The organism is Veillonella sp. CNR 79/14 (assembly GCF_003992185.1).
Classification (GTDB): domain Bacteria; phylum Bacillota; class Negativicutes; order Veillonellales; family Veillonellaceae; genus F0422.
In genome coordinates this window covers 12,078-33,353 of record NZ_RQVH01000014.1, presented here as the reverse complement: position 1 = coordinate 33,353, position 21,276 = coordinate 12,078, and the positions used below count along the sequence as shown (strand labels likewise).

The window sequence follows — 21,276 nt, the reverse complement described above, 5'->3', positions numbered from 1 at the left end:
TATTTTTAAGGAGGACATGAGATGAGTCTTTTATCTCAAAAATTTAAGTTTCTTCGCAAGAAGGACGTATCTCCAACAGGCCATCAAATCACAGAAGAAGGTGGTCGTGAATGGGAAAATTTTTATCGTGACCGTTGGTCCTACGATAAAGTAGTCCGCACCACACATGGCGTAAACTGTACTGGTTCTTGTAGCTGGAATATTTACGTAAAAAATGGTGTTGTAGCGTGGGAAAATCAAGCAACTGATTATCCTAAAACACCAGATGATATGCCAGATTACGAACCACGTGGATGCCCTCGAGGATCTACTTTCTCTTGGTATTTATACAGCCCACTACGCGTAAAATATCCATATGTACGTGGTGAATTGATCGAGCTTTGGAGAGAAGCGAAGAAAACTGCTAAAAATCCTATCGAAGCATGGAAATCTATTGTAGAAGATCCTGAAAAAGCAAAACGTTATAAATCTGCTCGTGGTATGGGTGGCTTTGTACGTTCGACTTGGGATGAATCTACAGAAATCGTAGCAGCTTCCTTATTATATACAGCAAAAACATATGGTCCAGACCGCAACGCAGGATTCTCTGTAATTCCAGCTATGTCCATGTTGTCCTATGCAGGTGGTGCGCGTTTCTTGAACCTTATGGGTGGTACTCCACTTTCCTTCTATGACTGGTATGCTGATTTGCCGCCATCAAGCCCACAAGTTTGGGGTGAACAAACTGATACACCAGAATCTGGTGACTGGTACAATGCAGGTTACATCATTACATGGGGTTCCAATGTACCATTGACTCGTACACCGGATGCTCACTTCTTGGCAGAAGTACGTTATAAAGGTACAAAAGTAGTCTCTGTATCTCCTGACTATGCAGAATCTACTACATTCTCCGATACTTGGTTGAATGTAAAAGCAGGTACAGATGCAGCGATGGCAATGGCAATGGGTCATGTCATTCTGAAAGAATACTATGTAGATAAAGAAACTCCATATTTCAAAGAATATGCGAAAGAATTTACTGACTTACCATTCTTAGTACGTGTAGAAGAAATCAATGGTGCTTTACAAGCGGGCCGTTTCTTGAACAATCAAGATTTAGGTAGCACAGAAGATGGCGCTGATTTCCACACTGTCGTTATCGATGAAATTACGAATACAGTAGTGGCACCAAATGGTACATTAGGTGATCGTCATACAAATCCTAAAAAATGGAATTTACGTCTTGAAAACCGTGCAACAGGAGAAAAAATCTCTCCTCGTTTATCTGTCATCGACCAACGTGATTCCGTAGCATTAGTGAAATTACCATACTTCGGTGACGAAGCTCATGAAGGTATTATTGAACGTGCTATTCCTGTTATGACAGTACAAACTAAAGAAGGTCCTGTACAAGTAACAACAGTTTACGACTTGATTCTTGCTAACTATGGTATCGATCGTGGTTTAGGTGGTGAAGTGGCGACTAGCTATGAAGAAGACACTCCATATACACCAACATGGCAAGAAAAAATTACTGGCGTGAAAGCAGACGTAGTGATTCGTACAGCTCGTGAATTTGCAGACAACGCAGAACAAACAAAAGGTCGCTCCATGATCATCATGGGCGCTGGTATCAACCACTGGTATCATGCTGACATAATTTACCGTACGATCCTTAACTTGATCATGTTCTGTGGTACAGAAGGCGTTAACGGCGGTGGCTGGGCTCACTATGTAGGACAAGAAAAATTACGTCCTGTAGAAGGTTGGGCTGGCATTATGACAGCGAACGACTGGAGTAAAGCACCTCGTTTACAAAATGGTACATCTTGGTTCTACTTTGCTACAGAACAATATCGTTCTGACTGCATTGACCTAGCAGACCGTGTATCTAAATTAGCCACACCTCGTTACAGACACCCTGGTGACTATAATGTATTGGCTGCTCGTTTAGGTTGGTTGCCGTCCTACCCTACTTTCAACCGTAACTATCAAGATTTAATCAATGATGCTCGTGCGACAGGTGCAGGTACTGAAGCTGAAATTAACCAATACATCGTACAAGCATTGAAAAATAAAGAGTTGAAATTCTGCGTAGAAGATCCTTCTGCGAAAGAAAATCATCCACGCAACTTGTTCGTATGGCGTTCCAACTTGATTGGTTCCTCCTCTAAAGGTCATGAGTACTTCTTAAAATATTTATTAGGTACAAAAAATGGCGTATTAGAAGATGAAGATGCACCAGTACGTCCAGAAGAAATCAACTGGCGTGAAGCTCCTGAAACAGGTAAATTAGACTTGTTGATCGACATCGATTTCCGTATGGCTTCTACGGCGTTATATTCCGATATCGTATTCCCTGCAGCAACATGGTACGAAAAACAAGACTTATCTTCCACAGATATGCATCCATACGTGCACGTATTCCAAGCGGCTGTTGATTGCGCATGGGACACTAAATCTGACTGGGATACATTCCGTACTTTGGCAGAAACTGTATCTCGCGTAGCGAAAGAGTCTGGTTTCACTGAATACGAAGATATCGTAGCACAACCATTGGGTCATGACAGCCCAGGCGAAGTGGCTCAACCATTGGGTAAAGTATTAGACTGGAGCAAAGGCGAATGTGAACCAATTCCAGGTAAAACTATGCCAAATCTTGTACACGTAAAACGTGATTACAGTAAAATCTTTGAAAAATTCATCGGCTTAGGTCCTAATATTGAAAATAAAGTAGGCGCTCATGGTTTAGCATGGGATGTAACAGATGAATATCAATCCTTATATGAACAAAATGGAACGATCGACCAACCAGGTTTCGTATCTCATGGTCGTCCTAGCATCTACGAAGCACGTGAAGCTTGTAATGTTGTGTTAACCTTGTCCTCTTGTACGAATGGTAAATTAGCAGTTCGTTCTTGGCAGGCTATGGAAGAAAAAACAGGCTTAACAGATCTTCAAAAGAATGCAAAAGGTCGTGAAGAAGAACGCATTACCTTCGACGATATGGTACGTCAACCACGCTTTATCATTCCATCTGTGACAAGTACAGGTAAAAATAATAAAGACCGTCGTTATTCTCCATTTACAACATCTACTGAGGATAAAGTTCCATTCCGTACGGTTACGGGCCGTCAATCCTTCTATTGTGACCATGAAATGATGCGTGACTATGGTGAGGCTATGGCGCTTTACAAACCAGTCTTGTCCTACGCACCAGTGAAAGGTGATTATGCACAAGAGGGTGTTCCTCAAATCACATTGAAATACTTAACACCACATCATAAATGGTCTACACATAGTATGTACTTCGATAGCCAACAATTGTTAACATTGTTCCGCGGTGGACAAACAATTTGGTTGAACGAAGATGATGCGAAAGAAATCAATGTTCAAGACAATGATTGGGTAGAAGCTTTCAATAAAAACGGTATCGTTGCAGCCCGTGCTGTAGTATCCCCACGTATTCCTCGTGGTATTTCCTACATGCACCACGCCCAAGACCGTCACATCAACGTACCTGCTGCACAAATTAAAAAACAACGCGGTGGTACACACAATGCACCAACTCACATTCATTTGAAACCGACACATATGATTGGTGGTTATGGTCAATTAAGTTATGGATTCAATTATTATGGCCCAACTGGCAACCAACGGGATATGACTATTGTGGCTCGTAAAATGAAGGAGGTAGATTGGCTTGAAGATTAAGGCTCAAGTATCTATGGTCCTAAATTTAGACAAGTGTCTAGGCTGTCACACATGTTCTATCACTTGTAAAAATACATGGACAAACCGCGAAGGTGCGGAATATATGTACTTTAATAACGTTGAAACTCGTCCAGGTGTTGGCTATCCACGTCATTGGGAAGACCAAGAGAAATGGAAAGGCGGCTGGACTGTTGGTAGCGATGGAAAATTAGCATTGGCTACAGGTTCTAAAACAAATCGTCTGATGAAATTGTTCTATCATCCAGAACAACCTGAGTTGAAAGACTACTTTGAACCATGGACATATGACTATGAAACATTGATCCATTCTGGTCGTAAAAATAACCAACCAGTAGCACGTCCACGTTCGTTGGTAACAAAAGAAAAAATGGAAATCAAATGGGGTCCTAACTGGGATGACGATTTGGCTGGTGGTGAACACGCTCGCTCTGATGTTAACTTAGCTAAAATGGGCGAAGATATTGTGTTTGACTATGAAAAAGTATTCATGCGCTACTTACCTCGTCTATGTAATCACTGCTTGAATCCAGCATGTGTGGCAGCGTGCCCATCTGGTGCGATTTACAAACGTGATGAAGACGGTGTGGTTTTAGTATCTCAAGACGTATGTCGTGGCTGGCGCCATTGCGTACCATCTTGTCCATACAAAAAAATCTTCTATAACTGGGAAACAAATAAAGCTGAAAAATGTGTATTCTGTTACCCACGTTTGGAAAATGGTTTGCCTCAAATTTGTGCGGAAACTTGCGTAGGTAGAATGCGTTATGTAGGCGTTGTCTTCTATGATATGGATAAAGTAGAAGCAGCAGCGGCTTCCAAAAACGATACAGATATCTACGAAAATACAGTGGATTTAATCTTAGATCCTCATGATCCAGAAGTAGTAAAAGCGGCTCGTGCAGAAGGTATTGGTGAAGCTTGGATTAAAGCAGCACAAAAATCTCCAGTTTACAAATTGATCAAGGAATGGAAAGTGGGCTTGCCACTACATCCAGAATATCGTACATTACCAATGGTTTGGTATGTACCGCCATTGAGTCCAATCGTACAACGCATTACATCTGAAGTATACTTACCAGATGCAAACGAAATGCGCGTGCCTGTACAATATCTTGCGAATCTATTTACAGCAGGTAATGCAGATGCACTAGCTCGCGTATTACAACGTGTATTAGATATGCGTGAATATATGCGTCGTCGCGATGTAGGTGGAGAGGCTCCTGAGCATCCAATTGATTTAACAGAAGATCAAATGTACGAAATGTACAAATTATTAGCATTATCTAAATACAATGATCGTTTTGTGATTCCTACAGATATCAAAGCGTCTCGTGAAGGTCGTGCAGATATGCAACATAAACGTGGTTTTGCCTGTCCTACAGGGGGATGTCAATAATGAATGATGCTCAGAAAATAGCGCTTATCGCGTCATTTCTGCTTCGCTATCCCGATGCCACTTGGTATGATGAATTACAAGAATGGAAGGGGGACGCAACATCTGTTGCGCACCCTCAACTCCGTCAAGCCTTGGTAGAATTTTTCGACTATGTGGAAGAAACACCTCGTAAAGAGTTTGAAGATCAATATGTGCGTACATTTGACTTTAGTCAGAATACGAATATGTATTTATCTACTTATGAATTACAAGGTACAGGGGAACAAGCAGAAGAACTTGTTAAATACAAAGCATTTTTCCTTGAAAATGGCTATGACTTACCAAAAGAAATGCCAGACTTTGTCCCAGCTATTCTTGAATTATGTGCGCTTATCGAAGAAGAAAAAGCAAAAGAAATTTATGAATACTGTAAACCAAAATTAGAATATATTCGGGAGCGTTTTATTGAAGCAAAACTGCCGTATGCATTCTTATTTGATATTATTTTATCTGTTGCAAATGGATTGGAGGACGGTGTACTATGAGTTTATTTCTATGGGGCGCCCTGCCTTATATCGCTTTCACCTTCTTTGTCGTAGGGACACTTGTTCGTTTCTTTTACTTTGAAAGAAACTGGACTACTAAATCAAGTCAATTTTTAGAAAAGAAACAATTGCGTATTGCTAACCCATTGTTCCACTTTGGTTTGCTTTGCGTTATCGGCGGTCACGTGGTAGGTGTATTAATTCCTAAAACTTGGACTGCTATGATCGGTGTGGATGACCATATGTACCACCAAGGCGCGTTGTACATGGGTGCTGTAGCTGGTTTCCTATTTATCTTAGGATTCTTGATGCTCATGAAACGTCGTTTCACAACACCTGAATTACGCGCTAACACATCTAAAATGGATGTATGGTTGTACTTGTTCTTTACACTAGCTATCGTAAGTGGTATGGCTGGTACATTGTTGAATGCGTCTGGATTCTTTGACTATCGTGTATCTATTGGACCTTGGTTCCGTAGTGTATTGATGGCGATGCCAGATCCATCCTTAATGGAAAACGTACCTGGTATCTTTAAGTTCCATATGCTATCCTGGATGATTGTGGCGATCGTATTCCCATTCAGCCGTTTAGTACATTGCTTAAGCGTACCATTTAACTACTTAGCACGACCATTTATCGTGTATAGAAAAAGAGACCGTCGCTAGGTCGTCACTTGTTCCGCTATGTAGCCTGTGGCGTTTGTAACTGAATATGATAAAGGGAAGAGCACGGCATACCCCCTCTCAAACGGTATTTCATAATGTTTGTTCGGGGCACGCCGTGCTCTTCTTGTGTTTGTTCAATTTTGTCAGTAAGATCCGCCACAAAGGCTACTACGCCTAACGGCACTCCTCAGGGGATTCTGTGTTTATGTCATTTAGATAGTAAGGGAACGCCACAAGGCTACTACTTGTAATGGCGTTTCTTAGGGATAGTAATATGTACATGATATATTTTATCTAATATGAATACATAAAAGTTCTATATAGAATGATAAATCTATACTATGAATTACTTTACAGTGAGAATTAATATTGTTATACTATTAACAATATTAAATTTTTTAATTTTGGTATTATTGGATAAGGAGTGTCATGTGACGATGGAAAGTTCAGGACAAAAACAGTTTAAGAGCAAGTACCATATTTTAGTATGGATTGCTCTATTATCATTAGCACTGATTGGTATGGTTGAGTATGGATATTATTTACAAAATAGACCTCCATTCAAATGGCAGATTTATTTAGGTTTGATTCCATTTTCATCTTGGGTGATATTAACGTATTTGACAACAAAACCAAAATGGTTTACTACACGTTATAATGTAGGTGAAATGTACAAGGTACACCGTATTGTAGGTATTGTAGTAACGGCAATGCTAGGTATTCATTGGTATGTATATTTTGGACATGCAAAAACACCGTTAGGCTGGTGGGGCGGCTACGTAGCTCTTGTAGGGATGTTTATTGCTTTTCTAGTAGGGATTTTATTCCTAACGCCTTGGTTTAAAGGTATCGCTACATCTATGCCTCGTAAAGCAGCTGTATGGATTCATAGATTGAATTTGGTAGCTTTAATTGGTGCTAATATCCACGTACATGGATTTAAACGATTATCTGCCATGGTTCCATTCTTACAAGTATATGATGTACTTACATATGGACTAGTGATCTATTATATCTATTGGATGCTTAAGAAAAGAAACTAAGTCGTCACTTATTCCGCTATGTAGTCTTGTGGCGTTCGTAATTGAATAGGGGAAAGGAAAGACCGCAACATACTCCTTCTCAAACTGATACAGTGGTTAGGTTTGTTCAGGAGCATGTTGCGGTCTTTTGCGTTTGTGTAATTTAGGTAGTAAGGGAACGCCACAAAGGCTACTACTCGTAACGGCGTTCCTCAAGGAGTTTTCTCCTATCTATCATTGATGTTACTTTGGTTGCGTGATATAATTTATATAAGGCCACAAGGCCTTTTCTTTTTATGTGAAATGGTATTACTCAATGCTAGAACGACGGCATTGATGTAGACAGGAGATACTATGTTTTTAGATGACACGATTGCAGCGATTGCGACGGCTCCGGGGATTGGCGGTATTGGTATTATCCGCGTCAGTGGTCCTGAGGCTTGTGATGTTGTAAATCGTATCTTTCACAGTAAACAATCTGTACCGCTAGGTGAGCGCCAGACGCGAACGATCCATTATGGACATATTGTTCACCCTAAGACGGGTAAAACCTTGGATGAGGTTATTGTAGTGTTGATGAAAGGCCCTCATTCCTATACGGCAGAGGATGTGGTAGAGATTCAATGTCATGGCGGTTTTGTGTCAGTCCGTGAAATACTGAAAGTTCTTCTTTCAGAGGGGGTACGTCAGGCAGAAGAAGGGGAGTTTACGAAGCGAGCGTTCTTGAATGGTCGCATTGATTTAACCCAAGCGGAAGCCATTATCGATATTATTGATGCGAAGACGGAGCAATCTTTGGAAGTGGCAGTGAATCAATTAGACGGTACCTTATCCAAGTATATTCGCGCCTTACGAGATGAGTTAATCGCTATGATTGCTCATTTAGAGGTAACTATCGATTATCCAGAAGAAGATATTGAAGACGTATCGGCTCAAGAGGTACGGACGGGATTAGCTCCCATCCTTGAGAAGATGGACAATCTATTGGCGACGGCACAGCGTGGTAAATTATTGCGTGATGGTGTGATGGTGTCCATCATTGGTCGTCCTAATGCGGGCAAATCTAGTTTGATGAACGCTTTACTTCGTGAGGACCGTGCCATTGTGACGAACATTCCAGGCACGACCCGTGATAGTATTGAAGAATTTCTGACTATCCAAGGGATTCCCGTGCGCTTAATTGATACCGCTGGGATTCGTGAGACCGAAGATATTGTAGAAAGTATGGGCGTTGAAAAAGCACGTCAATACTTAGATAAAGCAGATGTAGTGGTCCTTGTCATTGATGGGTCTAAACCATTGGAGCCAGAAGAACAAGAGTTGCTACAGCTCATTACGAATCGTCCAAGCATTATTTTCTTGAATAAAGCAGACCAAGCGCAATGTGTTAGCAAAGAAGAGATTGCGGCACTGGGGACTTTCACAGAGATTGTCACCATCAGCGCGGCCCAAGGGGAAGGTATGGATGAGATGGCGAGGGTCATTACATCCTTGGTGCAAGGAGGTTCTGTGCAGGCTAGTCATGAGGCGATGCTCAGCAATGTGCGCCACATCACCTTGATGGAACAGGCGAAAGTTAGCTTGGACCAATCCATTCTTGCCATAGATAGCGGTATGCCTATCGATTTAATCGTCACGGACATTCGCGCTGCTTGGGAGCTACTGGGTGATATTACTGGTGAAAGTTTACGTGAATCCATGGTGGATGAATTATTTAAACGATTCTGTTTAGGAAAATAGGAGAATACATGTATTTAGTAGATACGTATGATGTGATCGTCATTGGCGGTGGTCATGCTGGTTGTGAAGCTGCGTTAGCCACAGCTCGCATGGGGCACCGTACCTTGATGGCTACATTGAATTTAGATAACATTGCTCTTATGCCATGTAACCCAGCCATTGGGGGACCTGGTAAAAGTCATCTAGTGTGCGAACTAGATGCATTGGGCGGTGAAATGGGCATTAATGCAGATGCGACAGCCATTCAAATGCGCATGCTCAATACGGGAAAAGGACCTGCGGTACATTCCTTGCGGGCCCAATCCGATAAAGTAGCCTACCAACGCCGTATGAAAGAAGTTTTAGAAAATACAGAGAACCTCAATGTGAAGCAAATCATGGTCAATGAGTTGCTCATTGAAGAGGGTGTTGTGAAAGGTATTGTGTCTGAATTAGGAGAAGTATACCAAGCAAAGGCAATCATCTTATGTACGGGTACGTACTTAAAAGGCAAGATTATTACTGGTGAATTGGCGTACACAGGTGGTCCTAATGGACAGCGAACAGCGGAATTGTTGTCTCAATCGTTATTGAACCATGGCATTAAGTTAATGCGATTCAAAACAGGTACACCAGCTCGTGTCGATAAACGAACCTTGCACACAGAGAATATGGAAATGCAACCTGGTGACTCTCACCATAGAGCCTTCTCCTTTATGTCTGATTGGATCGACCGCAATGAACAAGTATGTTGGTTGACTTTCACGAATCAAAATACACATGATATCATTCGTGGCAATTTACATCGTGCCCCTATGTACACGGGCGTCATTGAAGGGACAGGCCCAAGATATTGCCCATCCATCGAAGATAAAGTGGTTCGTTTTGAAGATAAACAACGCCATCAATTATTCGTGGAACCAGAAGGCAATCACACCAACGAAATGTACGTCCAAGGTATGAGTACAAGCTTACCAATCGATGTACAATATGCGTTCCTACGCACTATCCCTGGTTTGGAAGATGTAGAAATCATGCGTCCTGCTTACGCCATTGAATACGATTGCTTAGATCCATTGCAATTGACACCTGCTTTACAAGTGAAGCATATCCAAGGTTTGTATTCTGCAGGTCAAGCCAATGGTACATCTGGCTATGAAGAAGCGGCAGCACAAGGCTTGATGGCAGGTATCAATGCAGCCTTATGGTTAGAAGGAAAAGAGCCATTTATCTTATCTCGCTCCGAAGGCTACATCGGTGTGCTTATCGACGATTTGGTGACAAAAGGAACGAAAGAACCATACCGCATGATGACGAGCCGCAGTGAATATCGTTTGTTACTTCGTCAAGATAATGCAGATATGCGCTTAACAGAAAAAGGCTATGAAATTGGACTTGTTAAGGAAGAACGATATAGAGCTTTCAAAGAGAAACAAGGTAAGATTGAAGAGGCGATTCAATTACTAGCGGATACACCTGTAAATCCTAGCGAAGAAACGCAACAAATATTAGATCGTATTGGTACGCCTCGTATCAAAACTGGCATTAAGGCGTACGACTTGGTGAAACGTAACGAACTATCCTATGGAGTAGTGGCAGAGGCTTTCGGATTGCATCGCTACGAAGCACCGGTAGAAGAAGAAATCGATATTACCATTACCTATGATGGCTATATTAAAAAGCAACTAGAACAAGTGGAAAAAGTGCGTAAGTTAGAGGCGAAAATTATTCCTCAAGATTGGGATTATACAGCGATGAAAGGTATATCTTTAGAAGCCATTCAAAAATTGAACGCTGTACGCCCCCATTCCATTGGTCAAGCGAGCCGTATTTCTGGGGTGTCCCCTGCGGACATTTCTGTGCTCTTAGTGCAAATTGAGCAGTACTACCGTGAAAGAGGTTAATATGATATTTTCAGACTATGTGAAAGCCCACACCAACACTTATGGTTTGGACCTCACAGATACACAAATTGACCAACTGCAACGGTTTTATGAACAAGTAGTGACCACCAATGAGCATATGAATTTGACGGGAATTACTGAGCCAGAAGAATTTGCTTTAAAACATGTGGTTGACTCTCTATCTTGTTATGACCCTAAGTATTTTACAAAAGGTGCAACGGTCATCGATTTAGGGACTGGTGCAGGTTTTCCAGGTGTTCCCCTAGGCATCTATGATCCGTCCTTGCAAATTACTTTATTTGACTCTTTACAAAAGCGACTCCGCTTTTTAGATGGTGTTATTGAGGACTTAGACTTACAAGGATTACAAACTTTACATGGCCGTGCAGAAGATTTGGCACATCAAGAGTACCGGGAATCTTTCGATCTTCTCACTAGCCGTGCGGTGGCTCGTTTATCCATCTTATTGGAATGGGGACTTCCCTATGTGAAAGTAGGGGGCTACATGGTGGCATTAAAAGGCTCTATCGTGCAAGAAGAATTAGAGGAAAGTAAACGTGCTTTATCCATCTTGGGCGGTGAAATTGTAGAGGTCAAAGAAGTGACGTTACCGACCTTAGAGGATAAACGAGCTATTGTGTATATCAAAAAGGTAAAACCTACGGCTAAGAAATACCCTCGAAAACCAAAGGAGATTAAAATAAAACCTTTATAGCTATGCACTATAACTCATAATAAAATATAGAAAAATGCTTATAAGTTATATCTATGATATACTTAATGAGTACTCTTTACATGTGCGGTCACGTTGTGTTCGCACATGTTTTATATTTGCAATACAAGATTGAGGTGAGACAATGGCAATCTATAACGGACGATTACCAAAACTCAATGAAGATGAAATAAAACGATACTCCGGATTAAAGCATGCGGAGGGATTTCCAGAGCAGTATGTGAAAGAAGCTGCCCTAGAAGTGCAACTAGTAGCAGAACCTCGTGGTGTGTACCAATGTTATGATTACGATGCAGACACGCATACAATTCTTAGTAACCCGCCTATGGTGCTGGATGCCACAGGAATCATTCGTCATTTAGGGAATGCTAAAAAAGTATATGTTCTCGCTGTCACAGTAGGAGAAGCTGTAGAAGAACGCAGTTCTACTTTATTTAAAGAAGGCAAATCTACACTAGGTCTTCTTGTGGATGCAGCGGCTACAACCGCCGTAGAACAAGTGGCAGATCAGGTAAATGAACTCATCGACAGAGAGGCAAAAAAACAAGGCTTTAAAACGACATGGCGCTTTAGCCCAGGCTATGGCAACTGGCCTGTCACAGTACAGCAAGAATTTGCTAAGATCATTAAAACAGAAGAAATTGGGTTGACGGTGACAGACACAAGTATGTTATTTCCACGTAAATCGGTAACGGCTATCGTGGGATGTCAAACAGTAGATGAAGAAGGACCAAAAACACAACGAGGCTGCACATCTTGTAGCCAAGTAGATTGTGCCTCTCGAAAGTTGCCAGAGAAGGGGACGACGTCGTGCATTTAAACAAATGTACCGTTTGTGATGGATAGTACTGAAAAGGTATCCTATGTGGGATATCCTTATGATAGTTATACTTTTTGCAATATAATTGATATTTGTGTAAGGTATAATAACTATTAGTAATACTATCATTGGTATATAGTGTTAATCAGTATAAGTTTTTATAGTAGTTGTATATGGCTTAGCTGCTGTAGAGGTACTTTATGTCATACTGATAACTGTAAGATGCTAACAAAGAAACTTTGATTAAGAATAATAATTAGATGTATAGATAAGTAATATGGTGTATGAGAACCTACAGGGAAGAGTAGATGCATACCCATGTGAAGTATATTGCCTTGGGCGAGCAATGTGCCTGATACATAAGTGAGGGACATATGGTATATATTATAGATGGTGGCATGGGTACCATGCTGCAGGCGGCAGGTCTTGGTGACGGGGCTTGTCCAGAATTATTTAACGTAGAACATCCGGACGTGGTGGAGCACATCCACGCAGAATATTTGCGTCACGGTAGTGATATTATTACGACTAATACCTTTGGTGGGACAGCTTTAAAACTGGATGAATACCAATTGGGTCATCGCATGGATGAAATCAATCGGGCTGCTGTGAAAGTAGCACAAGCGGCTCGTGATAAGATTAATCCGAATGCAAAAATCGCAGGTGATATGGGTCCTAGTGGTCGTTTTATGGCGCCATTAGGGGTGGCTCAATTTGATGAGATTTATGAGACTTTCAAAGGCCAAGCAAGAGCTCTTATCGATGCAGGGGTAGATTACCTGATTATTGAAACGATCATCGATATCCAAGAAATGCGTGCTGCCTTGTTGGGGGCTAAAGATGCTCGTGATGAGTTAGGAAAAACAAAAGACGATGTAAAAATTATCTGTCAGTTCTCTTTCAGCGAAGATGGACGTACTATTACAGGCACACCACCAGAAGCAGCAGCTATCTTGATGGATGCTATGGAAGCAGATATCGTAGGTATTAACTGTTCCTTAGGACCTGAACAATTATTGCCGCTCGTAGAACGCATGGCAGCAGTAACGAACTTGCCAATTAGTATTCAGCCGAATGCAGGTATGCCACAACTCGTAGGGAAAGAAACTATCTTCCCATTAGGACCAGAAGAGATGGGCGAATATGCACCTCGTTTCCTCGATGCAGGGGCAACGTATTTAGGTGCTTGTTGTGGTAGTACGCCAAAACATATTGAAGCTATTGCCAAAGCGGCACGAGCACATACACCGGCAGAACGACCACATGTAGAACCGTTTACGGCTTTCACAAGTCGTACTAGCGTAGTGAAAGTAGGTTTGCAAGAAAAACCAATCATCATCGGGGAACGCATTAATCCAACAGGCCGTAAAGTGTTGGCAGAAGAAATTCGCAAGGGTAGCTTCTTGATGGTGAAAAAAGATGCTTTAGCCCAAGTAGAAGCTGGGGCAGACGTGTTGGATGTTAACATGGGTGTCACAGGCGTTGATCCAGGGGAAACGATGAAACGAGCTATCGAAGAATTAACGATGCTTGTAGAGGTTCCTTTATCCATCGACACATTGGATCCAGTGGCGATGGAAGCTGGTTTGAAAGCTTACCCAGGTCGTCCATTGTTGAACTCTGTGAACGCAGAGCCAGAACAATTGGAAGCGGTATTACCATTAGCAAAACGCTATGGCGCAGCGTTATTGTGCTTGCCATTAGGTAAAAAAGAATTACCAGAAACGGCAGAAGAGCGTGTGTCCTTGGCGAAGGAAATCGTCTTAGAAGCGTATAACTATGGTTTACGTCCAAATGACTTGTTGTTGGATCCATTGGTGTTGACCTTAGCAAGTAGTCAACATGCAGCACGAGAAACATTAAAAACATTAAAACTCTATGCAGAAACTTTTGGATTCCCAACAGTGATGGGTTTATCTAATATATCCTTTGGCTTGCCACAGCGGGCGTACTTGAATGCACAATTCTTGACGATGGCATTGAGCAGTGGCTTGACTTGTCCTATTATGAACCCAATGAATGAAATCGTACGAAAAGCTTTCATTACAGGCCGTACATTTATGGGCTTTGACCCAGCTGCAGCGGATTTTATTGCTGAATATGGTGATGACGATGAAAATGCAGTGGTGACGAAAAAGGTGAAAGCCACAGCAGAAGCATTCCATAGTGATGATCCTATTGAATGTATTAAGCATGCTGTAGAACAAGGGGAAAAAGAGGCGGTTGTACCGTTGGTAAAAGAAGCATTAGCACAAGGGTTAGATCCATTAGAGGTGACTCGTAGAGGTTTATCCGATGCTATGGCAGTAGTTGGTGAAAGATTCGGATCTGGTAAAGCCTTTTTACCACAAGTTATGCTAGCCGCAGAAACGATGCAAGCAGCTTTCACAACGATTAAAGAAGTGTTGCCAGAAGGTACAGCAGAGAAGAAAGCGACGATTATCTTAGCTACGGTAAAAGGTGACATTCATGACTTAGGTAAAAATATCGTATCTGCCTTGTTAGAAAACAATGGATACCAAATTGTGGACTTAGGTAAAGATGTGTCTCCAGAAGAAATCGTTGCAGCAGCGAAAGAACACAATGCGCCGATTATTGGTATAGCATCCTTGATGACGACAACGATGCCGATGATTAATGAAACTATTGCGGCAGTACGTGAAGCTGGCGTCAATGCGAAAGTCCTCGTAGGCGGTGCAGTATTGTCCCAGGCCTATGCAGATGAAGCCGGTGCTGATTCTTATGCTAAAGATGGTATCTCTGCGGTGAACATAGTGAAAGGCTTATTAGGTGATGAATAGTTAGCATACTATAACACTTAGTAGGCAGAATTCTTAGAAGAGTTACTCCATGGGATGAGGTATCTAGAAGAATTAGATGGCTTAAAATCCTTTAAAAAATATATAAAAAGGAACATGGCAAAAATCATGCCATGTTCCTTTTTATGCATATGTAGATATGCGTTGAATAAACTTCATCACAGGTGTATTGTGATTAACCTGTAGGATGTTTCACGTGAAATATTACTGAGAAATACCGCTGAGTATTTTAATTCTTATGATGGAATTTCCATTTGTAACAAATTCAATTCCTTTTCTATAGTCGTAAGTTGGCATATATACGCCATAAAAAAGAACGTGAACACCTTCTTTATTATATACTATACTAGGTTGACCATATTTTGTATAAATGTCTGTTATACTATCTCCGACAGCGATACCTCTGGCAGTGACAGCATCTCGGTTGTCTATAGTTATCATTGTTGTTTCAGGAAAGTGTTTGTTACTTACGTGGAAGGTGATGCCTCCGTAAATTACTCTATTTGGTTTAAGAGCGGTAGGATCCCCCAAACTTTTATAAATAGCATCAGTAGTAGATCCTACAGGGATACCTGCTACTACTAAGTCTGTTACCGGTAGTTCATTTCCTTTTACATGCATCGCTTGTAATTGTGAAGTGGAAAAGAGAGAGAATAAAAAGGCGATAACAAGTATCCAAGGACGCAGTTGTTTCATCATGAGTCTATCCTTTCATAGTTAACATAAATCATATGAAAATCGTACTGTATATAAAACCATTTGTCAATGATTAAAAGTCTCTATATAGTGAGTTCATAGAGGGATTGTTTCACGTGAAACATTATATGACACAAATAGCAAAGTGTTTCACGTGAAACAGAAAAAATATATAAAAAAGATGAGGAAATACGGGTGTCTTTCATAAAAAATACAACAATCTATGTTATAATGTGATAAGACTATAAGAAAGAGGTGAAATAATGGCTAGAATTATTGCCGTAGCTAACCAAAAAGGTGGCGTTGGTAAAACGACAACTGCTGTAAATTTAAGCGCATCTTTAGCCGTAGAGGGAAAACGAGTACTCTTATTAGATTTAGATCCTCAAGGAAATGCTACAAGTGGATTAGGAATAGATAAAGAAGACATTGAACAAGGCGTATATGAAATGCTTGTAGATGATGTATCTATCACAGATATCATAGAATCTACAGTAATAGATACTCTGCAAATTGCGCCAACAACGATAGATCTAGCTGGGGCTGAGGTGGATTTGGTAGCTATGGAAGATAAAGGCTATACTTTGAAACAGTGCATAGCACCTATCGTAGAGGACTATGATTATATCCTTATAGACTGCCCACCATCTTTAGGTATGCTAACCATTAATGCCTTAACCGCTTCTAATAGCGTGTTAATTCCTATACAAACAGAGTTTTATGCTCTAGAAGGTGTTAGCCAATTAATCAAAACAATCGAACTTGTACAAGAAGAATTAAATGAAGATTTAGAACTAGAAGGTGTGGTTCTTACTATGTACAATGGACGTACCAAACTAGCTGTACAAGTGGCAGAAGAAGTAACAAATTACTTTGGAGAGTCTGTATACACAACAACAATACCACGAAATGTGAAATTAGGAGAGGCTCCTAGCCATGGTTTACCAGTTGTTATCTATGATAAACGATCCAAAGGAGCTGAAGTATATTGTGCTTTAGCGCGGGAGGTAATAGAACGTGGTGCTTAAAAAAACAAAAGGTGGACTTGGTAAAGGCCTAGGGTCTTTTGGATTGTCTGGTTCTTTTAAAGATGGACATAAAAGTGGCTATGAAATTGATATTACTAAAATAAAACCTAATCCCAATCAGCCTCGTAAACGCTTTTCAGAAGAAGATATGGAGACTTTAGTAGCTTCTATTCAGGCTCATGGATTGATTGCGCCTATTGCAGTTCGCAAGGTAGATGATTATTATGAAATTGTAGCTGGTGAAAGACGGTGGCGTGCCTGTCAGCAGGCGGGACTTACTAAAATTCCTGTGGTGGTGCGAGACTACACGACAGAAGAAGTGAGTGAAATTGCTCTAGTAGAAAATTTACAGAGACAGAACCTAAACCCTATCGAGGAAGCTTTTGGGTATCAATATTTAATGGATACTTTCAAAAAAACACAAGAAGAAATTGCTACTATTGTAGGTCGCAGTCGTTCCTATGTGGCTAATATTGTGCGATTATTACAATTACCAGAGTTTTTACAAGAGGAATTGGAAGTAGGGGCGCTAACAGTGGGTCAGGCTAGACCTTTATTGGCATTAGCTGAAGAACATTTGCAACTACAAGCGCTGGAACGCATTAAGGAAAAAGGCTTAAATGCTCGTCAAATAGAACAACTTGTGAAAGAACTACAATCTGGGAAGAAACGTTTGACATCTACACAACCAAAAGCAACGGCGGAGTTACGAAAGTTAATGCAGAGACTCAAACATAGTTTAGGTGCTCCTGTAGATATTCGCTTAAAGAATACTAAAAAAGTGCAAGGTACTATTGAAGTTTCTTTTAAAAGTGAAGAAGAACTAATGCGTTTAATTAGCTATATTGAAGGTGAATAGAAAGGAAGTCTATGGTATTAGAAACAACTAAAGGGAATCGCTTGCACATAGGCTTTTTTGGGCGTTGCAATGCAGGTAAATCTACTCTGATTAATACTCTGACAGAGCAACAGATTTCTTTGGTATCTCCCATTGCGGGGACTACGACAGATCCAGTGTCTAAAGGGATGGAATTGTTGCCCTTGGGCCCAGTGATGATTGTAGATACAGCGGGTATTGATGATACATCGGAACTAGGTTTGTTACGGGTAGACAAAACGAAACAAGTATTATCAACGATGGATCTGGCAGTGTATATGATGCGTACTGATGTTGAGCCGATTCCGGAAGATATAGAGTGGTTACAACAATTAGAAAGTAGACATATTCCTACCTTAGTAGTGATTAACGAAGTAAAAGGATGCAAGGGATCTGATTTTATTAAATCCCATGGGGAATTACAACCTTATACATCACAGGTCATAGTAGCAGACGTGAGTGATAGTACAAGCCGAATGACGTTATTAGAGGCATTAAGTAAATTAAAACCAGTTGATGAAGAGGTACAATCTTTGTTAGGTGGTTACATTGAAGAAAAGGATGTATTTGTCTTAGTATGCCCTATTGATGAATCAGCCCCTAAAGGTCGTATTATTTTGCCACAAGTGCAAATGATTCGTGAAATTTTGGATCATCATGGTATGGCTATGGTGTGTCAAGTAGAGGAGCTAACTACTACATTGCAGCAATTGCAGAAATCACCTAAATTGGTTATTACTGATTCCCAAGCCTTTGAGGCGGTGAGTCAAATTGTGCCAAAAGATATAGCTTTAACAAGCTTTTCTATTTTGATGGCACGATTTAAAGGAAAATTAAAAGATTTAGTGGCAGGTGTACATGCTATAGAGCAATTGCGAGCGGGTTCACATGTATTGATCAGTGAAGGCTGTACACACCGCCAACAATGTGAAGATATTGGAACAGTAAAAATTCCAAGATGGCTAACAGCAAAAGGCTACACAGACTTACAGTTAGAGTGGACCAGTGGTGGACATTTTCCTCATGATGTATCTAAGTATGATGTTATCATTCATTGTGGGGGTTGTATGTTGACACGTCGAGAGGTATTACGACGTATTGATGTAGCCACTGTCCAAGGGGTGCCAATTGTTAATTATGGTGTTTTGATAGCCTCCTTACATGGCATCTTACAACGTGCTATACAGCCATTTGAACATGAATTAGAATAGAAAGGATTATTGTGTTAGAACAACTATTACCTTGGTTACCATGGATACTAGGAAGTATTGTTTTACTGTTAGTATTACATGCGTTCAGTTTACATATACGAGTAAGTCGTCTTACAAAACGGTATCGATATTTTATGGATGGAGAAAATGGACAAAGTATTGAGCGACGTCTTGCTATTGAAGTGAAAGAATTACGAGATATGGCAAGTACTTGGGAAACCATTTTATCAGAACAAAAAGTGATTCAATCTACACAAGCACAAACATTTCAGCATATTGGATTTGTGAAATATAATGCTTTTGAAAATATTGGCAATGAATTGTCCTTTTCCTTAACGTTATTAGATGGAAATTTCAATGGAATTGTCATCTCTAGTGTATATGGACGAAATGAATCACGTATTTTTACAAAACCAATTGTAAATGGTAAAAGTTTAGCCAGTCTTTCGCAAGAAGAGTTAGCTAGCTTGCAATCTGCTATGGGACAACGAAGCAATGGAGATGTGTTAGCAAGTTCTTCTGTGTCAGCATAGAAAGGATGTTATATGCAAATACCTAAGTGGTTGCAGTCATATCTGAAACAAGATGGTAATGACTGGAATTTGCAGTTTACAAAACAACAAATAAAGACGATAGCCATTATATTAATTGCTATTTTAGTTATCTTTTTGGGGTTTGGTATCTGGGGGATAGCGCGACAAGTAGAAGTGTTGCAATTGCGCCAAGAAAATCAATTACAAAAAGAGCAATTACGATTATTAGACCAAAAAGTAGAAGTCTTGGATAAAAAAATGAAAACTCTTGATGAGCTAGATCAAAATATTAGAAATATGATCAAAGGCACAGAGTCTGGTACACTGCAGAAAGCAGATGGAAACACCCAAAATAAAGAAGAGAAAGAGGACCCTTCTCCCAAAAGCTCAAATAAGACTTTCACAACAACTCAACTATCTGCACGTATATCTAGCTTAGATCGTCAAGCACAACGTCGTATGGTATCTATGTATACCTTATATAATGTGCTAAGAGAAGGGGTAGGCAAAGATATTAGAGAATTACAATCTTTGCTAGCCATGGAAGGAGATGCTAGTGATGCTAATAGCCACATGCCATCAATCTGGCCGGCTAAAGGCGTCATCAGTTCTACCTTTGGGGCGCGACAAGATCCTGTTTATGGTGGTGGTGCCTTCCACGAGGGGTTAGATATTGCTAATGATACAGGAACAACAATAGTAGCTACGGCGGCAGGTACTGTAACTTATGCAGCCTATGCTGGAGGGTATGGCAATTTAATAGAAATTGATCATGGTAATGGATTTATTACAAAATATGGGCATAACTCAGCACTCTTAGTACAAGCGGGAATGACTGTGAAAAAAGGACAATCCATTGCACTTATGGGTAGCACTGGTAAAAGTACGGGTAGTCATGTTCACTACGAAGTGAGGGTGAATGGTGTGGCTACGGATCCATTATTATTTTTGCCCATTCAATAGGAGGCAATTATGAAATCCTATGTACAAGTTTATACAGGTGATGGCAAAGGGAAAACAACAGCAGCCATCGGTCTAGCAGTGCGTGCTGCAGGAGTAGGAAAGAAAGTGCTACTACTTCAATTTATGAAATCTAAGGTGTACTCAGAACATGCTGTATTAGATCAATTAGACCCTATCACAGTAGAAACAGTAGGAAAACCATTTTTTATTATTCCCGAAGGTATGAAAAGTGATGAAGAGTTGCGTCGATGGGGAGATGATGTAGTCGTTTTTCCTAAGGGGCAGCCGCCACAAGAATACAAGGATTTGATTCACATAGGTCAAGAAAGAGCTCTACAGGCTGTGGCAACAGGCGATTTCGATATTGTTATCTTAGATGAATACAATATGGCTTTGTTTTTTGGATTAATTGAAGAAGAAGAGGGGCGTGAGCTCCTAGCAGCTCGAAATCCAAATGTAGAAGTGGTATTTACAGGCCGTGGTGCCCCACAATGGCTTCTTGACGAAGCGGATTTAGTCACTGTTATGGAGTCATATCGTCATTATTATGATCAAGGCGTAGAAGCACGTCTTGGTATTGAGCATTAAGGGTAAAGAATGTTATAATTTAAGTATTAACATCGTATAACATACTGAAAGGTAGGTG

At 40.7% G+C, this 21,276-nt stretch carries 17 protein-coding genes; 16 read left to right on the top strand and 1 reads right to left on the bottom strand.

Annotated features, from left to right (window positions below; genetic code table 11):
* Positions 1-21: 21 nt before the first annotated feature.
* The 10 genes from EO119_RS05810 (at position 22) to EO119_RS05765 (ending at position 15,304) form a co-directional block, all read left to right on the top strand.
* Positions 22-3,696, top strand: coding sequence for a nitrate reductase subunit alpha (locus tag EO119_RS05810; RefSeq protein WP_062402219.1), 3,675 nt, complete (start codon positions 22-24; stop codon positions 3,694-3,696).
* Positions 3,686-5,113: a nitrate reductase subunit beta gene (narH, locus tag EO119_RS05805; protein WP_126938088.1), complete on the top strand. Its 1,428-nt coding sequence runs from the start codon at positions 3,686-3,688 to the stop codon at positions 5,111-5,113. The genes EO119_RS05810 and narH overlap by 11 nt, the downstream gene beginning before the upstream one ends.
* Positions 5,113-5,637, top strand: coding sequence for a nitrate reductase molybdenum cofactor assembly chaperone (gene narJ / locus EO119_RS05800; RefSeq protein WP_126940996.1), 525 nt, complete (start codon positions 5,113-5,115; stop codon positions 5,635-5,637). The genes narH and narJ overlap by 1 nt, the downstream gene beginning before the upstream one ends.
* Positions 5,634-6,305, top strand: coding sequence for a respiratory nitrate reductase subunit gamma (gene narI / locus EO119_RS05795; protein ID WP_126940995.1), 672 nt, complete (start codon positions 5,634-5,636; stop codon positions 6,303-6,305). Before narJ ends, narI begins: the two co-directional genes overlap by 4 nt.
* A gap of 437 nt (positions 6,306-6,742) precedes the next feature.
* Entirely contained in the window at positions 6,743-7,348 is a 606-nt protein-coding gene (locus tag EO119_RS05790) for a hypothetical protein (RefSeq protein ID WP_126941002.1), read from the top strand.
* A 333-nt stretch (positions 7,349-7,681) separates the two neighbouring features.
* Positions 7,682-9,067 (top strand): tRNA uridine-5-carboxymethylaminomethyl(34) synthesis GTPase MnmE, encoded by a 1,386-nt coding sequence (mnmE, locus tag EO119_RS05785; protein WP_126940994.1) that lies wholly within the window; start codon positions 7,682-7,684, stop codon positions 9,065-9,067.
* Positions 9,068-9,075: 8 nt separating this feature from the next.
* Positions 9,076-10,950, top strand: coding sequence for a tRNA uridine-5-carboxymethylaminomethyl(34) synthesis enzyme MnmG (mnmG, locus tag EO119_RS05780; RefSeq protein WP_126940993.1), 1,875 nt, complete (start codon positions 9,076-9,078; stop codon positions 10,948-10,950).
* A gap of 1 nt (position 10,951) precedes the next feature.
* The gene (gene rsmG / locus EO119_RS05775; RefSeq protein ID WP_126940992.1) at positions 10,952-11,665 is read left to right on the top strand and encodes a 16S rRNA (guanine(527)-N(7))-methyltransferase RsmG; all 714 of its coding nucleotides are present in this window, start codon (positions 10,952-10,954) and stop codon (positions 11,663-11,665) included.
* Between the two features lie 142 nt (positions 11,666-11,807).
* Complete coding sequence (locus tag EO119_RS05770) at positions 11,808-12,503, top strand: vitamin B12 dependent-methionine synthase activation domain-containing protein (RefSeq protein WP_126940991.1); 696 nt, start codon at positions 11,808-11,810, stop codon at positions 12,501-12,503.
* 374 nt (positions 12,504-12,877) lie between these two features.
* The gene (locus tag EO119_RS05765; RefSeq protein ID WP_126940990.1) at positions 12,878-15,304 is read left to right on the top strand and encodes a homocysteine S-methyltransferase family protein; all 2,427 of its coding nucleotides are present in this window, start codon (positions 12,878-12,880) and stop codon (positions 15,302-15,304) included.
* Positions 15,305-15,526: 222 nt separating this feature from the next.
* On the opposite strand, the gene EO119_RS05760 is transcribed toward EO119_RS05765, so the two are convergent.
* Positions 15,527-16,021 carry a TonB-dependent receptor gene (locus EO119_RS05760; RefSeq protein ID WP_126940989.1) on the bottom strand — a complete coding sequence of 165 codons (495 nt, stop codon included), beginning with the start codon at positions 16,019-16,021 and terminating at the stop codon, positions 15,527-15,529.
* Positions 16,022-16,281: 260 nt separating this feature from the next.
* Between EO119_RS05760 and EO119_RS05755 the strand changes: the two genes are divergently transcribed.
* Genes EO119_RS05755 through EO119_RS05730 form a run of 6 tightly spaced genes read left to right on the top strand, consistent with a single transcriptional unit; the run spans position 16,282 to position 21,218 of the window.
* Positions 16,282-17,046: a ParA family protein gene (locus EO119_RS05755; protein ID WP_062402190.1), complete on the top strand. Its 765-nt coding sequence runs from the start codon at positions 16,282-16,284 to the stop codon at positions 17,044-17,046.
* Entirely contained in the window at positions 17,036-17,905 is an 870-nt protein-coding gene (locus EO119_RS05750; protein ID WP_164725687.1) for a ParB/RepB/Spo0J family partition protein, read from the top strand. Before EO119_RS05755 ends, EO119_RS05750 begins: the two co-directional genes overlap by 11 nt.
* An 11-nt stretch (positions 17,906-17,916) precedes the next feature.
* Positions 17,917-19,134 carry a [FeFe] hydrogenase H-cluster maturation GTPase HydF gene (gene hydF / locus EO119_RS05745; protein WP_126940988.1) on the top strand — a complete coding sequence of 406 codons (1,218 nt, stop codon included), beginning with the start codon at positions 17,917-17,919 and terminating at the stop codon, positions 19,132-19,134.
* Positions 19,135-19,145: 11 nt separating this feature from the next.
* Positions 19,146-19,667, top strand: coding sequence for a DUF4446 family protein (locus tag EO119_RS05740; protein WP_009353585.1), 522 nt, complete (start codon positions 19,146-19,148; stop codon positions 19,665-19,667).
* Positions 19,668-19,679: 12 nt separating this feature from the next.
* On the top strand, positions 19,680-20,630 hold the full coding sequence (locus EO119_RS05735) for a M23 family metallopeptidase (RefSeq protein WP_126940987.1): 951 nt from the start codon (positions 19,680-19,682) through the stop codon (positions 20,628-20,630).
* Positions 20,631-20,639: 9 nt separating this feature from the next.
* Positions 20,640-21,218, top strand: coding sequence for a cob(I)yrinic acid a,c-diamide adenosyltransferase (locus EO119_RS05730; protein WP_126940986.1), 579 nt, complete (start codon positions 20,640-20,642; stop codon positions 21,216-21,218).
* Positions 21,219-21,276 lie beyond the last annotated feature (58 nt).

Bases quoted from the DNA above. Each gene is read 5' to 3' on its own strand.
- EO119_RS05735 (WP_126940987.1), top strand. From the start codon at position 19,680: ATGCAAATACCTAAGTGGTTGCAGTCATATCTGAAACAAGATGGTAAT.
- EO119_RS05755 (WP_062402190.1), top strand. From the start codon at position 16,282: ATGGCTAGAATTATTGCCGTAGCTAACCAAAAAGGTGGCGTTGGTAAA.
- EO119_RS05760 (WP_126940989.1), bottom strand. From the start codon at position 16,021: ATGATGAAACAACTGCGTCCTTGGATACTTGTTATCGCCTTTTTATTC.
- EO119_RS05790 (WP_126941002.1), top strand. From the start codon at position 6,743: ATGGAAAGTTCAGGACAAAAACAGTTTAAGAGCAAGTACCATATTTTA.
- EO119_RS05765 (WP_126940990.1), top strand. From the start codon at position 12,878: ATGGTATATATTATAGATGGTGGCATGGGTACCATGCTGCAGGCGGCA.
- narI (WP_126940995.1), top strand. From the start codon at position 5,634: ATGAGTTTATTTCTATGGGGCGCCCTGCCTTATATCGCTTTCACCTTC.
- mnmE (WP_126940994.1), top strand. From the start codon at position 7,682: ATGTTTTTAGATGACACGATTGCAGCGATTGCGACGGCTCCGGGGATT.
- rsmG (WP_126940992.1), top strand. From the start codon at position 10,952: ATGATATTTTCAGACTATGTGAAAGCCCACACCAACACTTATGGTTTG.
- EO119_RS05730 (WP_126940986.1), top strand. From the start codon at position 20,640: ATGAAATCCTATGTACAAGTTTATACAGGTGATGGCAAAGGGAAAACA.
- mnmG (WP_126940993.1), top strand. From the start codon at position 9,076: ATGTATTTAGTAGATACGTATGATGTGATCGTCATTGGCGGTGGTCAT.
- EO119_RS05770 (WP_126940991.1), top strand. From the start codon at position 11,808: ATGGCAATCTATAACGGACGATTACCAAAACTCAATGAAGATGAAATA.
- EO119_RS05810 (WP_062402219.1), top strand. From the start codon at position 22: ATGAGTCTTTTATCTCAAAAATTTAAGTTTCTTCGCAAGAAGGACGTA.
- hydF (WP_126940988.1), top strand. From the start codon at position 17,917: ATGGTATTAGAAACAACTAAAGGGAATCGCTTGCACATAGGCTTTTTT.
- narJ (WP_126940996.1), top strand. From the start codon at position 5,113: ATGAATGATGCTCAGAAAATAGCGCTTATCGCGTCATTTCTGCTTCGC.